The sequence below is a fragment of the Aeromonas dhakensis genome, assembly GCF_000820305.1.
In the GTDB taxonomy this organism is placed as follows: Bacteria; Pseudomonadota; Gammaproteobacteria; order Enterobacterales; family Aeromonadaceae; genus Aeromonas; species Aeromonas dhakensis.
This window is the reverse complement of record NZ_CDBH01000003.1, coordinates 21,441-35,048: the sequence shown is the minus strand read 5'-3', so window position 1 is coordinate 35,048 and position 13,608 is coordinate 21,441. Positions and strand designations below refer to the sequence as shown.

Sequence of the window (13,608 nt, the reverse complement as noted above, 5' to 3'; positions counted from 1 at the left end):
GCCACACCCGTATAAATTCTTCGCAATTGTAGACTGCTTATAAATCAGAAGGTTCACAGGATCCAGAGAAGATCCTGAAGACTGGTGCTATCCAGATTACTCCCAGAACGGTGGCCGTGCCAGAAACGGCCACTCTTTTACTTGATCCAGGTCGCAAAATCCAGCGCTTTGAAACGCTGATAAATTAATCAGGACGGTTCGATGTCGCGAATGTGGCGATGGACCGAAAACCAGGAGGCGATCAGACCCAGCAGGGCCCCCAGCAGGATCAGGTTGATCCCGTCCACCGCTCCCATGCCCACCAGCCTAAAGTTGCTGTTGTAGAGACCCGCCAGCTCCTTCACCACCCCTTCGCTCCAGATCACCATCACCTCGGTCAGCCACCAGGCCAGCATGCCGCCGATGACCCCGAACCAGATGCCGGTATAAAGGAAGGGACGATGGATAAACGCATCGGTCGCCCCCACCAGCTTGAGCACTTCGATCTCGGAACGCTGATTGAGGATATTCAGGCGCAGGGTGTTGCCGACGATCAGCAGTACCGCGGAGAGCAGCAGCACGGCGATGCCGGTGATGGTGTGGCGCAGCAGGTTCATGATCCCCTGCAGCCGGGTCAGCCACTGCAGATCCAGCTTGCCCTGCTCGACCCCGTCTTCGTTGCTCAGCTTGTTGAGCAGCTCGGCCGCCCCTTCCGGGTTCTGCCAGCGCGGATCCGGGATCACGCTCAACACCGGCGGCAGCGGGTTGCTGTCGAGGTAGTCGAGCGCATCGCCAAAGCCGGAGATCTCGCGAAACTCCTTGAGCGCCTCATCCCGGCTCATGTAGGTGACCGACTCCACCTCCGGGTAGAGCAGGATCCGCTGCTTCATGTCGAGGATGTTCTGCTCGGGCAGATCCTTGCGCAGGTAGAGGGAGATCTGGGAACTGGTCTGCCAGCTCCCCTCCACCACCTCGGCATTTTTCAGCAGCACGTGGAAGCAGGAGGGCAGCGCCAGGCTCACCCCCAGCACCGCCAGCGTCATCAGCGAGGCGAGCGGATTGCGCCACAGCTCCCCCAGACTGGCAAAGGCCTGGCGGGCGTGGTCGACCCAGTACATCATGAAACGCCGCAGTGGCGGCTGTTTGTGACGCGCACGAATGGCCATCAGAGCTCCTCCCCGGACGAATACATGCGACCCGCCTTGAGGGTCAGGGTGCGATAGCGCATGCGGGCGATCAGCCCCAGATCGTGGGTGGCAATCAGCACGGAGACGCCGAAGCGGTTGAACTCCTCGAACAACCGCATGATGTCCATGGAGAGCTGGGGATCCAGGTTGCCGGTCGGCTCATCCGCCAGCAGCAGCGGCGGCTTGTTGACGATGGCACGGGCGATGCCAACCCGCTGCTGTTCACCGCCGGAGAGCATGCGTGGCTGGTAGCGCTCCTTGCCGAGCAGCCCTACCTTGTCGAGCGCAGCGGCCACCCGCTTGTTGATGTCCCCATGGCTGTAGCCGTCGATCACCAGCGGCAGCGCCACGTTGTCGAACACGGTTCTGTCCATCAGCAGGCGGTGATCCTGAAAGATCATGCCGATCTGGCGGCGCACATAGGGGATCTCCCCCCGCTTGATGTGGCTGACGTCATCGCCATGAAAGAAGACACGGCCGTCGGTCGGCCGTTCCATTACGCTGATCAGTTTGAGGAGGGTACTCTTGCCTGCGCCCGAGTGCCCGGTCAGAAAGGCCATCTCCCCTTTGCGCAGATGAAAACTGACCTTCTGCAGCGCCTGATGGCCGCCGCTGTAAACCTTGCTGACCTTGTCAAAACGGATCATAACGGTTCCCTGACAGTGACAAGCCCCGACCTGGGTCGGGGCAGGGGGCGCTCAACTCACGGCGCCCGAGCTTGCTCATCGCGAAGACACTCACTCCTCGCGACTGAAAAGCGCCTCGATGAAGTCGTTGGCCACGAACGGACGCAGATCGTCGATCCCCTCGCCCACCCCGATGTAGCGGATCGGGATCTGGAACTTGTCGGCCACCGCGAAGATGACGCCGCCCTTGGCGGTGCCATCCAGCTTGGTGAGGGTGATGCCGGTCAGGCCCACCGCCTCGCTGAACAGCTTGGCCTGGCTCAGGGCGTTCTGGCCGGTGCCGGCGTCCAGGGTCAGCATGATTTCGTGGGGCGCCGCATCGTCCAGCTTCTTCATCACCCGCACCACCTTCTTGAGCTCTTCCATCAGGTTGCTCTTGTTCTGCAGGCGGCCGGCGGTATCGGCGATCAGCACGTCGGCCCCGCGCGAGCGGGCAGCCTCGATGGCATCATAGATGACGGAGGCGGAGTCGGCGCCGGTGTGCTGGGCAATCACCGGAATGTTGTTGCGCTGACCCCACACCTGCAACTGCTCGACGGCGGCGGCACGGAAGGTATCGCCAGCGGCCAGCATCACACTCTTGCCCTCGGCCTGGAACTGCTTGGCCAGCTTGCCGATGGTAGTGGTCTTGCCGACCCCGTTCACGCCCACCATCAGGATCACGTAAGGCTTCTTGTCGGTGTCGATCACCAGCGGCTGCTCGACCTTGGCCAGCATCTCGCCCATGTCCTGCTTGAGCAGGCCGTAGAGCGCCTCGGCATCCTTGAGTTGCTTGCGGTCCGCGTGCTGCACCAGCCCCTCGATGATGCGGGTGGTGGTGTCGACGCCAAGATCCGCAGTCAGCAGCTGGGTCTCCAGCTCTTCGAACAGCTCATCGTCGATCTTCTTGCCACGGAACAGGCCGAAGAAACCGGAACCGATATTCTCCTTGGTGCGCACCAGGCTGCGCTTGAGGCGAGCGAAGAAGCCCTCCCGCTGCGGCTTGTCCTGAGTGTCGTCGTCCACCTTGGCGGCCAACGGCAGAGCTGCGAGGGCAGCGGCCTCAGCCTCCATCGCGGCGACCAGGCGCAGATCTTCCGCCCGCTGGGCCTCTTTGGCGATCCGGGCTTCCTCGGCTGCTTGAGCTTCGGCTGCGATACGAGCCTCTTCTGCGGCGCGAGCTTCGGCGGCAATACGCGCCTCTTCCGCGGCGCGGGCTTCGGCAGCAATGCGAGCCTCTTCTGCCGCGCGGGCTTCGGCGGCAATGCGAGCCTCTTCTGCGGCGCGGGCTTCAGCAGCAAGACGAGCCTCTTCGGCAACCTGAGCGGCAGCGGCAAGGCGGGCTTCTTCCGCCGCCTTGAGGTCGGCCGCAACCCGGGCAGCCTCGGCAGCTTGCGCCTCGGCAGCCGCGCGCTCCTCTTCGGCGATCAGGGCTTCATTGACGATCACCGGCTCCAGATCGGAGGCGCACTCCTCCACCACCAGCGGACCATGGTCGTCCAGCTCGGCAGGCGGGCAGCAATCATCGTGCAAAACAGAATTCTGTGCGCTGGCGGGCACTTCAGCAGCGACGGCCGGCGTACTATCGGAAACAGTCGTCTCGGAAACGGGAGCGGGGTGAGCCGCAACGTCGGACTCAACGGTAGTCGGGGTGGCTTGCGGTGTCTGTGGTTGGACAGCCTCAGCCTCTTCTTTCTTGCGGCCGAAACCCAGCCAGGAAAACAAACCTTTTGCCATCTAAAAATACTCACATCAAAGGCTGACTGCTAAGATAGCCGTCCCTCGGCGGGTCGGCATAAAAATGAACCGCCTTATACTATCACTTTATTTTCTGACGACGAAACGCGATGCCCAGAGTGAAATCCAGCCGTAACGGCCCGAGCAAGAGCCCAGCCCCGCAGGGGAAATCGGGCTTTGTAAGAATCATCAGCGGCCAGTGGCGAGGCCGCAAACTGCCGGTCAGGGATGTAGAAGGACTCAGACCCACCACGGATCGCGTCAAGGAGACCATCTTCAACTGGCTGGCTCCCCATGTGCGCGGCACCCGCTGCCTGGATCTGTTCGCCGGCAGCGGCGGGCTGGGGCTGGAGGCGCTATCGCGTTACGCCGAGCAGGTCACCCTGATCGAGATGGACAGGGGCGCCGCCGAGCAGATCAAGAAGAACCTGACCACCCTCGGCAGCAGCCAGGGTCAGGTGATCCAGACCGATGCCGTCAGCTGGCTGCAGGGGCCGGCCACGCCGTTCGACCTGGTGTTTCTCGACCCCCCCTTTCGCCGTGAGCTGCTGCCCCAGGTGTGCGAGCTGCTGGAGCAGCGCGGCTGGCTGGCACCGGACGCCCTCATCTATCTGGAGCGGGAGAAGGAGATGGCCGATCTGCCTCTGCCAGCCAGCTGGCAACTGCTCAAGGACAAGCAAGCGGGTCAGGTCTGCTACCAGCTCTATCTGCGGGAGATCAAGAATGACGCCGCGGTTTAACAAACGGATGGCAGGGGAAGATGGGCACAGAGCTCCTCCCCGTCAATCTGGACAACGGCTCAAGGACAAGCAGGTCGATCAAACCAGGTCTGCTACCAGCTCTATCTGCGGGAGATCAAGAATGACGCCGCGGTTTAGCAACCGGATGACAGGGGAAGATGGGCACGAGCCCCTCCCCATCAATCTGGACAACGGCTCAAGGACAAACGGGCCGATCAAATCAGGTCTGCTATCAATGCTATGTGCGGGAGGTAAACGATGAAGCGGGTGTTTAATCTGTTGGCGATGGGTCTGATCCTGTTCTTCTGGTTCGGCGTGCTGGTCAGCCTGATCGCCCCGCTGCCGGGCAAGCTCAATGGCTTCCTGCCGGTGTGCGGCGTGATCGTGATCCTGATGCACTGGGTGCAGGCCAGCATGGTCAAGGCAGCCTGCAAGCCCTACTTCGCGGTGAGCCGGCTCGAGTTCACCCAGGTGCTGGTGTTCGGGGTGTTCGGCATGGTTGAGATCCGCGCCAGGCTGCAGGCCATCGTCGATGCCAAGCGGCGCGGCGAAGACAACAAAGCCGGGTGATCCCGGCTCTGTCATGGTGGTGATGGAAGGAGTGCTGGTCACTCCTTCTCTTTTTTCCCCACGCTGATACCGAGCTTGATGGAGAGCACAGCCAGCAGCAGCAACATCATGATCAGCGAGAAGAAGTTGCTGCCAAGCTCTGGGTACTGCACCTTGACCAGCGCCGAATGGCCGAACACGCCGATGAAGAAGCTGAGCAGCATGCAGACCGGGGTGTTGCCCTCCAGCGAGACATGACGGTAGTGCTGGTAGAGCTGATAGGCGGCCAGCACGAAGGCGATCATCGGGAAGAAGGAGAAGGGCACCGCAGACTCTGACAAGACCGTCAGGGAGGCATCACCACAGATGCCGATGAGCAGGGTCAGCAGCAGGGGTTTCTTCGGAATCGTGTTCTGGTCATGCATGGAGCTGTCCATCCTTTGACTTAAGAGAGAGGTTCACGGCGCTTCTGGTTCTGGACCTCGGCGCCCATGGCGATCATGCGCAGCTGACGGATGGTGCGATCGGACAGGGCCCGGCACTCCTCGCTGGTCATGTCGAGGGCGTCGGCACCGGCACTGAAGACGATGGTCACCATGGCCTCGGCCTGGATGTAGGCCTCTTCCCGCGGCGCCCCCGTGGTGGCTTCGAGGTAGTCGGTCAGCTCGGCGATGAAGTGCTGGATCTCCCGCGCCACCGCCTGGCGAAATGCAGCAGAGGTGCCGGAGCGCTCGCGCAGCAGCAGCCGGAAGATGTTCGGGTTGTTCTCGACGAACTCCATGAACGTCTGTACCGAGGTGCTGATGACGCTGCCGCCACCCGCGATGCGCTGACGCGCCTGGCGCATCAACTGGCGCAGGGTCAGTCCGCCCTCATCCACCAGGGTCAGACCCAGCTCCTCCATGTCGCGGAAATGACGATAGAAGGAGGTGGGCGCAATACCGGCCTCCCGCGCCACTTCCCGCAGACTGAGGTTGGAAAAGCTGCGATTGGCGCACAGTTGGCTGAACGCAGCCTCGATCAGAGTACGCCGGGTTTTTTCTTTTTGTTGCGCGCGAATACCCACGAAAACAGTCACCTTCAGGTTATCGAGGCCAAATGATAACCCGAAGGCTGCGCCAGGATCAGGTTTGTCTCCTACTTTTTTACCATTGACCCCAATTCCGGCTGCATGGAAAATAGCGCACAGCTGTTCGCTGAAAGGAACCGAGTGAGATGGAACGCCCCCCGATCATCATGACCAACACCCTGCTGTTCGCCCTCTCCGGGCTGACCGCCCTGATCGCCGTACCCTGGTACGGCATGACCCATGGCTATGACCTCTGGCAGTGGGGCAGCTTCCTGCTGCTGTTCTGCTATTGCGGCATCTCCATCACCGCCGGCTACCACCGGCTCTGGTCGCACAAGGCCTACAAGGCGCACCCGATCCTGCAGTGGATCTTCGCCATCGGCGGTGCCCTCGCCCTGCAAAACTCGGCGCTGCACTGGTCTTCCGATCATCGTCGCCACCACCGCCACGTGGATGACAACCAGAAGGATCCTTACAGTGCGGGCCGCGGCTTCTGGTTCTCCCACATCGGCTGGATGCTGCGGGAATATCAGCGCGACATCTACCACGACTACAGCAACGTGCGGGATCTGCAGAACAACCCCGTGGTCGCCTTCCAGCACAAGCACTATCTGGCGCTGACCCTGGCCACCAACATCGGCATCCCGCTGCTGCTGGGGCTCGTCCACGGCGATCTGCTCGGCATGCTGCTGCTGGCCGGAGTGCTGCGCATGGTGATGACCCATCACACCACCTTCTTCATCAACTCCCTGGCCCACATCTGGGGCAGTCAGCCCTTCACCGACCGCAACAGCGCGCGGGACAACGGCATCCTGGCCTTCTTCACCTTCGGCGAGGGCTACCACAACTTCCACCACCTGTTCGAGAACGACTATCGCAACGGCATCCGCTGGTGGCAGTTCGATCCTACCAAGTGGCTGATCCGCAGTGCCGCCTGGTGCGGGCTGGCACGGGATCTGCGCGCCTGCCCGGAAGAGCGGATCGAGCAGGCCAGGCTGGAGATGCAGCTGAAACGGGCCCAGGCCAGACTGCACAGACAGGACGACAGGGAGCTGTGGCAGGCGCTGCTGCAGGAGGAGTACGACAAGCTGAGCCAGCAGCTGCAGCACTACTACGCCAGCCGCAAACGCCTGCTGGAGCAGCGCAAGCGCAAGGCGCTGGCCCGTTACGACCAGCTGAAACTGCAGTTGGAGTATCGCAACCTGCACGATGCCTTCACCGTGGCCAAGCGCAACTGGAGCCGCCTGCTGGCAGGCATCGCCTGATCATAGACCGTCAGACGACACAAACAAAAAGACCGCCAATCGGCGGTCTTTTTGTTCAGCCCAGCCAGCAGGCCATAAAAAATGGGGTGACACTCGCATGTCACCCCCTCGCAAATAGCATGTTCCATATTGGAATCCGGTCCCGTCGGGTTCCTCTCCTGCTTCCTGAGTTTCCGCTACCCATCTGAAGCAGGCTCCGGCTGGAGCGATCCAGTCGGCCGATTCCCTTCACGACCCTCTTCCGCACGACGGCAAGCCGCCGTGTTGTCCTTGCAGTTGAAATATTACGCAGATAAATAAAATAAAAAACCGATATATTCGGCCATCTATGCAAGCATCTACCGCTCATCCAACTTCAACCAGAAAACAATCTGATTAAAAACAATACGATAAATCACTCCATCGCCATTGGATGGCAAACGTTATCCTCGAAGGCGCACAAGGCTTTGCGAGATCTCGCACAAGCCATGATCCACTCACAACCAGCGCTGCAACGGCAACCAGTCGCTGACCCTGGCCAGCAGGCGGCGCAGGGTCGAGGGCGGGGCAGCCACCGAGTGGGATGAACGCTGCTGCCAGATCGCCAGCCACTGTTGCAACTCGGCGCACAGCGCGGGGCAGGCCAGATGCAGCACCAGCTCGGTGTTGAGCAGCAGGGAGCGCGGATCCAGATTGAAGCTGCCGAGTAGCGCCTCCTCCTCCCCCACCAGGATCAGCTTGGCGTGCAGGCTGAGGGATGTCCCCTCCAGCTCCGACAGCGCTATGCCCTGGCGTATCAGCCAGGGACGATGACGGCGGTAGGCGCCGTACACCAGCGGCACATCCGTGCTGGCCAGGGAGTTGGTCAGGATGTCGATGGTCACCCCCGCCTGGCGCTGCTGCCTGAGTCGGCGGCGCAGACCCCGGGTCAGGATGAGATAGGGGGTGACCAGGCGCAATGTGCCCTGATTGTCGGCCAGTTTGCGCCAGAGCAGGCGCGCCGTGGTGGGCCGGGATACCAACCCCTTGCCGGGGCGGTCAAACCACACCTCGGCCCGCCCGGCATGCCAGCACAGAGGGATCGGCTCGGGATCGAACAGGCTGGCGGGCAGGTCATAGACGGCCGCGATCTGCGGCTCGTTCAGGGTCAGCAGGAAGTCGTTCACCACCTGCACCTCGGCCCGTTGCAGCGGGCGGCGCAACAGACGGCGGATCGGGTGGCTCCAGCGGCTGCGCCAGAATTGATCGAACCCCTGCTCGACCCGCTGGCAGAGCGGGCCGCGGCAGGCGAGATCCAGATCGACGAACTGGGGGGCACCGCCGAGTCCGAAGTAACGATCCCCGATGTTGCGACCACCGATCACCGCTTGGCTGCCATCCACCAGCAGCAGCTTGTTGTGCATGCGGTGATTGATGCGGCGAAAGCTGAGCAGGCCTTCCAGCAACAGGGTCAGTGGCCGCCAGCCGCGCAACCAGAAGGGATTGAACAGGCGCACCTCGATGCCCGGCTGGTGGGCCACCATCTCCAGGAAGCGGTTGTCGCCGGCATAGAGGTCGTCGATGAGCAGCTGCACCCGCACCCCGCGTTTGGCGGCATGCAGCAGCTCCGACAGCAGCAGCTTGCCGCTGCTGTCCTCCTCCCAGCTGTAGTACTGGGCCTGGATCCGGCTTCTGGCGCCGCGGATCAGCTGACAGCGCAGCTTGAGCGCCAGCTCGGGCTGGTCTATCAGGGCGAATTCAGCGGGGATCATGGCGTCATCCGCCTGTCATGAGGAAATGGCATAACGCTGGCTAAGGGCCTCGTAGCAACAGGATGAAGGAATTTACCATGGAACTCACGGATCGCCCCGCCATCAGTCACAGACCGCAGGCCAGTGAGCCGGATCCCTCGCCGAGCGGCCAGCTGACCCCCTGGTATCTGCAACACAGGGATCAGGCCTGGCAGCCTTTCACCTCGCCCGCCCCATCGCACTAGCAGGACGTCAGGGCTGGGCCACCGCCTCGATGGCGGCCGCCTTGCCCTCCAGCTGGGGTAGACTGAAGCGGTAGGCCACATAGTACTTGTAGATGGTGCTGACATAGTTGATGGGCCCCTGGCCTACCTCGTTGGCCACCAGCTGCTCCACGTTGCCGAACCAGACGTCGGGATCCAGCCCGGCGGCCTCGGCCTTGGCCCTGAGCGCCTGCACCCGGTTCGGGCCGGCATTGTAGGCCGCCAGTGCAAACAGGTGGCGGTTGAGCACGTCCAGCTTGGGATCGTTGAAATAGGTGTCGAGGATCAACCGCATGTAGCGGCAGGCAGCCTCCACGTTACCCTCCAGGCTGGCGAGGCGAGCGCCGCGAATGCCCACTTCGCTGCCGGTACTCGGCAACAGCTGCATGATCCCCACCGCCCCCCGTTCGGAACGGATATTGGCATTGAGGCCAGACTCCTTGTAGGCCAGCGCCGCCAACATCAGCCAGTCCAGCCGGTACTTGTCGGCCTGCTGCTCCAGCACCTTGCGGATGGTCGACAACCGGCCCAGCGGATCCGGCGCCAGTATGTTGCTCATCTGGTCGTTGCGAGCCAGCAGGCGGCGCAGGGCCATGTCGCTGTAAAGAGTGCGCTTGCCGGCATCGGCCAGATAGTCGTTGACCGCCTTGAGCAGCTCTGGGCTGTTGTTGCGCAGGGCCCAGGCGCTGCGGCCGTTGTCCCGCAGCGGGATCAACTTGTGGGCTCGCAGCCCGCTGATCATGCCGAGCCAGATCCGCCCCTTGAAGCTGTCGGTCACGGTGAGCGGTATGATGCCGGCCGCCACCATCTCCAGCAGATCCCCGTCCTGCAGGTATTCAGGCACGGTTTCGATATAGACGGGGGGCAGCCCCAGCTCGCGAAACAGCCAGTTGAGCTGGCGCAGGCTCTCGTAATAGCTGGAGCTGGCCCGCACCCAGACCCGCCGGCCAGAGAGCTGGGTAATGCGGTTGAAGGTCGGCAGGCTGTGCTGGCTCACCACCCACTCTTCGATGGGGGCGATCACCGGGTTGGAGAAGGTCACCTGCTCGCGCCGGGTCGGCGTCACCGTCATGTTGGCAGCCACCAGATCCCCCCGCCCCTCGGCGAGATAGTCCAGCAGCTTGTCCTGGCGCACCGGGATGTAGATGATCTTGAGCTTGATCTTCTCCTTGGCCAGGTAGGTCTGGTTCAGCCAGCGCTCGAACCCCTGCAGCTGGTTGACCAGGATGCCGTGCTGGGTCCCCTTGTCGAGGAAGAAAAAGCCCCGCTCATAGACCACCAGGGCCCTCAGCTCTTTCTTTTGCAATATGCTGGCGAGATCCCCTGGCTGGGGCAGCCGCTGCGGCTTGAGATCCGCCGCCAGCAGCGGCAGCGCCCACAGAATGAGCAGGCTCCAGAGCCAGCGCCGCCTCATGGCGTCACCGCCAGTGGCTGTCCGGGCAGGTCAAAGAGGTGATGAGCGACGTGGAGAGGGGGGGCGAAGAGCCTGCGCTGAACCATGATGAGATCGCCTTCTGTTGGCCGACTCGCGTCGGGCAAAACCATCTGTGGGATAACTAACTATAGAACGCAGACCCACAGCAGAAGGGTCAGCACGGCAGGCGAACCTGCCGTGTTTTCAGGGGGCTCAGATAGAGCGGGCACGCATCTCGAAAATGAGTTTTTCGGCGGTGCAGGTGAATTGCAGGCGGGCTTTCAGGATCACGCCGTTGGCGCCCTGGCTCAGTTCGCTGCTGCTCTTGGCTTCGGCGGTGACCTGCTTGGCCAGCGCCTCGTAGGCGGCCAGCTTGGTGCGGGCGTCGGCCTCTTCGGCGGCCTCGATCACCAGCTCCATCACATCATCGCCCTCGCCGATGATGGTGCCAATTTCGGCGAAGCAGCCGCAGCTGTCACAGGTCTCGTTCAATTCCACTTTCTCTTCTACGGACATCATTCAACTCCCACTTATTTCGGCTGTGATTCATCGTCACGCAAGGCTTTACGAAAATCCCTGATGGCGGTGCCCAGATCTTCCCCGGCGCCGGCCAGGCGTTTGCTGCCAAACACCACGACCACGACGACGAGCAGGATCAACAAATGCCAGATATGAATTCCACCGAGTCCCATAGGGATACTCCTGACTGATAGATACCGATCGTTTGTATCAAAAGAAGGCGCAAAGATTGTTGGGCAAAATCAAGACAGGCGCAAGTTTGCAAATAAATCACCAAAAAATACGGCGACCCAAAGGCCGCCGTATTGCTTGATGCTACTTGTCCCCTCAACCACTACATCCTGTACCAGCCGCCATTGAAGGCGAGAGACGTTTCGAGCATAAGTTCGCCTAGATATGAAAACAAATGGTATAAATTCATCTAAGAATTGAAGAGGATTCATATCATGTTGCTGGAACAGCTGGGGCGTATCGACCTCAATCTATTGATAATCCTGCAAGTTTTGCTGGAAGAACGAAACGGCAGCCGGGCGGCCCGTCGCCTGCATCTGAGCCAGTCTGCCGTCAGCAAAGCGCTCGGCCGGCTGCGGGAAACCTTCGACGATCCCCTGTTCGTGCGCTCGGCCTACGGGCTGGAACCCACAGCACGCGCCCTCAGCCTGCAGCAGCAACTGCAGCCGATCCTGCTGTCGCTGGACAACCTGATCCAGCCGCCGGATTTTGACCCGACCACCACCGAGCGGGAGTTCGTCATTGCCAGCATGGACAGCGCCTTCACTCTGTTCGCGCCGCTCTACCTGAGCGAGCTGAAACGGCAGGCACCCGGCATCCGGCTGCGCTACGAGGAGTGGACCGAGAACAGCCTGACCGAGATGAGCCAGGGCCAGGTGGACATCGCCTTCACGGTGCGGGAGAACTGCATCAACTCGGACTTTCGGCTCGATACCCTGCCCAACGCCATCTGTCAGCGACTGCTCGCCATCGACGATCTGACCTGCCTGGTGCAGCACGACCACCCAGCCCTGCACGAACCCGAGTGGGATCTCACCCGCTACCTGGCCTATCCCCACGTGCAGACCTATTGCGAGGGGCGCGATCGCTGGATGCTGGATCACAAGCTGGCGGAGCAGGATCTCTATCGTCGCATCGAGGCGACCGTGCCCTCCTTCGAGGCGGCGCTGCGGATGGGCATGCACTCGGACATGATAGTGACCCTCTCCCGGCTCTACGCCCGCCATGCCACCCAGGTCTACCCGCTGGTGCCGCTGCCGCTGCCCATCGCCCTCGACAGCATCTCCCACCTGCTGATCTGGCATCAGCGCCACGAGGAGGATCCGGGCCACCGCTGGCTGCGGGAAACCCTGCTGGCGCTGATCATGGGCAAGCTGGAACCCACTGCTGCCGAACCGGCCTGACTATCGGCACAGGGCCGCAAGACCCTGACGGTCACCTCGCCGGATCACAGGCAAAAAAACGGGGCTCATCTAGCCCCGTGTCTTTCCTGTTTGCATATCGGCTGGTCAGTTCTGCCCAGTCACCGCCAGGTAGTGGTGCACCCCGTCGAGCAGCATCTGCACCGAGATCATCACCAGCAGCATGCCCATCAGACGCTCCACCGCGGTGAGTCCTCGCTCACCCAGCAGCTTGTTGAAGACCTCGTAGAACATCAGGATCACCGCGCTGGCGCCCCAGGCCATCAGCAGGGCCAGCGACCAGTCCGCCATCCGGGTCGGCTCCTGGTTGGCCAGCAGCAGCAAGGAGGCCAGGATCGAGGGGCCGGCAATCATGGGGATCGCCATGGGCACCAGGAAGGGCTCCTCCCCCGCGGCCAGCCCGGTCACCCCCCCTTCACTCGGGAAGATCATCTTGATGGCGATGAGGAACAGTATGATGCCGCCGGCGATGCTGACCGCCTCCTGGCGCAGGTTGAGGAAATTGAGGATCTGCTGCCCGACGAACAGGAACGCCATCATGATCACCAGCGAAAACAGCAGCTCCCGCATCATCACCTTGCGACGTCGCTTGGGATCGATATGACGGAGGATCGACAGAAAGACCGGCAGGTTGCCCAGCGGATCCATGATCAGAAACAACATGACGGCAGCGGAGAAAGTATCCATACAACGCCCAGGCCAAGCCTTCAACAGAGGAGGGGAAAGAGGGCGAATATAACAAAGGCGGCGGGATTCGGCGAGCGCGGCAGGCGCTCGCCGGCGGGGATCAACCGTGGTTGCAGATCTTGTCGGCGCGGGTCTGGAAACCCTGCTCCGATTCGATGAACTTGCCGCGTTTGGCCAGGAAGTCGATCAGCGCCTCGGCATCCATCTCGCTGGCGCTGCAGGTATGGAAACGGGCATCCGCCCCGAAGCGTGCGTCTATGGCCTGCTTGAGGCTGGCCCGGGTGAACTGGCCGCCCTGCGCCAGCATCATCTCCATCACTTCGTGGCCGTGTACCGATTGAGTCATTGCAAACCTCTTGAATAGACATATTTGATGCCTATTAAATCCTGCT

16 protein-coding genes are annotated in these 13,608 nt (G+C 61.8%); 5 read left to right on the top strand and 11 right to left on the bottom strand.

Annotation, left to right across the window (positions count from 1 at the left end; genetic code table 11):
• Window positions 1–188 precede the first annotated feature (188 nt).
• The 3 genes from ftsX to ftsY all read right to left on the bottom strand — a co-directional run bounded on the left by ftsX (window position 189) and on the right by ftsY (window position 3,568).
• Window positions 189–1,145, bottom strand: a complete 957-nt coding sequence (gene ftsX, locus BN1143_RS00370) for a permease-like cell division protein FtsX (protein ID WP_005308051.1) — start codon at window positions 1,143–1,145, stop codon at window positions 189–191.
• Window positions 1,145–1,813, bottom strand: coding sequence for a cell division ATP-binding protein FtsE (gene ftsE, locus BN1143_RS00365; protein ID WP_005308049.1), 669 nt, complete (start codon window positions 1,811–1,813; stop codon window positions 1,145–1,147). The genes ftsX and ftsE overlap by 1 nt, the downstream gene beginning before the upstream one ends.
• A 90-nt stretch (window positions 1,814–1,903) precedes the next feature.
• Entirely contained in the window at window positions 1,904–3,568 is a 1,665-nt protein-coding gene (gene ftsY / locus BN1143_RS00360) for a signal recognition particle-docking protein FtsY (protein ID WP_042049224.1), read from the bottom strand.
• 110 nt (window positions 3,569–3,678) lie between these two features.
• On the opposite strand from ftsY, the gene rsmD reads away from it, so the two are divergent.
• Both rsmD and BN1143_RS00350 read left to right on the top strand, forming a co-directional pair.
• Window positions 3,679–4,308 (top strand): 16S rRNA (guanine(966)-N(2))-methyltransferase RsmD, encoded by a 630-nt coding sequence (rsmD, locus tag BN1143_RS00355; protein ID WP_017785716.1) that lies wholly within the window; start codon window positions 3,679–3,681, stop codon window positions 4,306–4,308.
• Window positions 4,309–4,566: 258 nt separating this feature from the next.
• Window positions 4,567–4,878, top strand: a complete 312-nt coding sequence (locus BN1143_RS00350; RefSeq protein ID WP_005308045.1) for a DUF1145 domain-containing protein — start codon at window positions 4,567–4,569, stop codon at window positions 4,876–4,878.
• A gap of 38 nt (window positions 4,879–4,916) precedes the next feature.
• On the opposite strand, the gene BN1143_RS00345 is transcribed toward BN1143_RS00350, so the two are convergent.
• Together BN1143_RS00345 and fabR are read right to left on the bottom strand one after the other, a co-directional pair.
• Window positions 4,917–5,282 carry a YijD family membrane protein gene (locus BN1143_RS00345; RefSeq protein WP_115599463.1) on the bottom strand — a complete coding sequence of 122 codons (366 nt, stop codon included), beginning with the start codon at window positions 5,280–5,282 and terminating at the stop codon, window positions 4,917–4,919.
• Between the two features lie 20 nt (window positions 5,283–5,302).
• Complete coding sequence (gene fabR, locus BN1143_RS00340; protein WP_005308043.1) at window positions 5,303–5,923, bottom strand: HTH-type transcriptional repressor FabR; 621 nt, start codon at window positions 5,921–5,923, stop codon at window positions 5,303–5,305.
• A 149-nt stretch (window positions 5,924–6,072) separates the two neighbouring features.
• Between fabR and BN1143_RS00335 the strand changes: the two genes are divergently transcribed.
• Window positions 6,073–7,191, top strand: a complete 1,119-nt coding sequence (locus tag BN1143_RS00335) for a fatty acid desaturase (RefSeq protein WP_042049222.1) — start codon at window positions 6,073–6,075, stop codon at window positions 7,189–7,191.
• Window positions 7,192–7,667: 476 nt separating this feature from the next.
• On the opposite strand, the gene BN1143_RS00330 is transcribed toward BN1143_RS00335, so the two are convergent.
• Complete coding sequence (locus BN1143_RS00330) at window positions 7,668–8,921, bottom strand: phospholipase D family protein (RefSeq protein ID WP_042049221.1); 1,254 nt, start codon at window positions 8,919–8,921, stop codon at window positions 7,668–7,670.
• A gap of 77 nt (window positions 8,922–8,998) precedes the next feature.
• Between BN1143_RS00330 and BN1143_RS22545 the strand changes: the two genes are divergently transcribed.
• Window positions 8,999–9,145 (top strand): hypothetical protein, encoded by a 147-nt coding sequence (locus tag BN1143_RS22545; RefSeq protein WP_005308040.1) that lies wholly within the window; start codon window positions 8,999–9,001, stop codon window positions 9,143–9,145.
• A gap of 7 nt (window positions 9,146–9,152) precedes the next feature.
• Here BN1143_RS22545 and BN1143_RS00325 read toward each other — a convergent pair whose 3' ends face one another.
• From BN1143_RS00325 to tatA, 3 genes are all read right to left on the bottom strand, one after another.
• The gene (locus tag BN1143_RS00325) at window positions 9,153–10,577 is read right to left on the bottom strand and encodes an MltF family protein (RefSeq protein WP_010635397.1); all 1,425 of its coding nucleotides are present in this window, start codon (window positions 10,575–10,577) and stop codon (window positions 9,153–9,155) included.
• 213 nt (window positions 10,578–10,790) lie between these two features.
• Window positions 10,791–11,093 (bottom strand): YfcZ/YiiS family protein, encoded by a 303-nt coding sequence (locus BN1143_RS00320; RefSeq protein ID WP_042049219.1) that lies wholly within the window; start codon window positions 11,091–11,093, stop codon window positions 10,791–10,793.
• 14 nt (window positions 11,094–11,107) lie between these two features.
• Entirely contained in the window at window positions 11,108–11,269 is a 162-nt protein-coding gene (tatA, locus tag BN1143_RS00315) for a twin-arginine translocase TatA/TatE family subunit (RefSeq protein ID WP_005308036.1), read from the bottom strand.
• Window positions 11,270–11,542: 273 nt separating this feature from the next.
• Between tatA and BN1143_RS00310 the strand changes: the two genes are divergently transcribed.
• A complete protein-coding gene (locus BN1143_RS00310) occupies window positions 11,543–12,511 on the top strand; it encodes a LysR substrate-binding domain-containing protein (protein WP_017764704.1) in 969 nt (322 codons plus the stop codon).
• A gap of 105 nt (window positions 12,512–12,616) precedes the next feature.
• Here BN1143_RS00310 and BN1143_RS00305 read toward each other — a convergent pair whose 3' ends face one another.
• Together BN1143_RS00305 and BN1143_RS22250 are read right to left on the bottom strand one after the other, a co-directional pair.
• Complete coding sequence (locus BN1143_RS00305; RefSeq protein ID WP_010635400.1) at window positions 12,617–13,216, bottom strand: YhgN family NAAT transporter; 600 nt, start codon at window positions 13,214–13,216, stop codon at window positions 12,617–12,619.
• A 100-nt stretch (window positions 13,217–13,316) separates the two neighbouring features.
• The gene (locus BN1143_RS22250; protein ID WP_017764705.1) at window positions 13,317–13,562 is read right to left on the bottom strand and encodes a YecH family metal-binding protein; all 246 of its coding nucleotides are present in this window, start codon (window positions 13,560–13,562) and stop codon (window positions 13,317–13,319) included.
• Window positions 13,563–13,608: the final 46 nt, after the last annotated feature.

Coding starts and splice junctions, on each gene's coding strand:
- BN1143_RS00310 (WP_017764704.1), top strand. CDS start 11,543: ATGTTGCTGGAACAGCTGGGGCGTATCGACCTCAATCTATTGATAATC.
- ftsY (WP_042049224.1), bottom strand. CDS start 3,568: ATGGCAAAAGGTTTGTTTTCCTGGCTGGGTTTCGGCCGCAAGAAAGAA.
- BN1143_RS00330 (WP_042049221.1), bottom strand. CDS start 8,921: ATGATCCCCGCTGAATTCGCCCTGATAGACCAGCCCGAGCTGGCGCTC.
- BN1143_RS00305 (WP_010635400.1), bottom strand. CDS start 13,216: ATGGATACTTTCTCCGCTGCCGTCATGTTGTTTCTGATCATGGATCCG.
- BN1143_RS22545 (WP_005308040.1), top strand. CDS start 8,999: ATGGAACTCACGGATCGCCCCGCCATCAGTCACAGACCGCAGGCCAGT.
- ftsE (WP_005308049.1), bottom strand. CDS start 1,813: ATGATCCGTTTTGACAAGGTCAGCAAGGTTTACAGCGGCGGCCATCAG.
- BN1143_RS00325 (WP_010635397.1), bottom strand. CDS start 10,577: ATGAGGCGGCGCTGGCTCTGGAGCCTGCTCATTCTGTGGGCGCTGCCG.
- BN1143_RS00335 (WP_042049222.1), top strand. CDS start 6,073: ATGGAACGCCCCCCGATCATCATGACCAACACCCTGCTGTTCGCCCTC.
- BN1143_RS00320 (WP_042049219.1), bottom strand. CDS start 11,093: ATGTCCGTAGAAGAGAAAGTGGAATTGAACGAGACCTGTGACAGCTGC.
- rsmD (WP_017785716.1), top strand. CDS start 3,679: ATGCCCAGAGTGAAATCCAGCCGTAACGGCCCGAGCAAGAGCCCAGCC.
- BN1143_RS22250 (WP_017764705.1), bottom strand. CDS start 13,562: ATGACTCAATCGGTACACGGCCACGAAGTGATGGAGATGATGCTGGCG.
- ftsX (WP_005308051.1), bottom strand. CDS start 1,145: ATGGCCATTCGTGCGCGTCACAAACAGCCGCCACTGCGGCGTTTCATG.
- BN1143_RS00350 (WP_005308045.1), top strand. CDS start 4,567: ATGAAGCGGGTGTTTAATCTGTTGGCGATGGGTCTGATCCTGTTCTTC.
- tatA (WP_005308036.1), bottom strand. CDS start 11,269: ATGGGACTCGGTGGAATTCATATCTGGCATTTGTTGATCCTGCTCGTC.
- BN1143_RS00345 (WP_115599463.1), bottom strand. CDS start 5,282: ATGCATGACCAGAACACGATTCCGAAGAAACCCCTGCTGCTGACCCTG.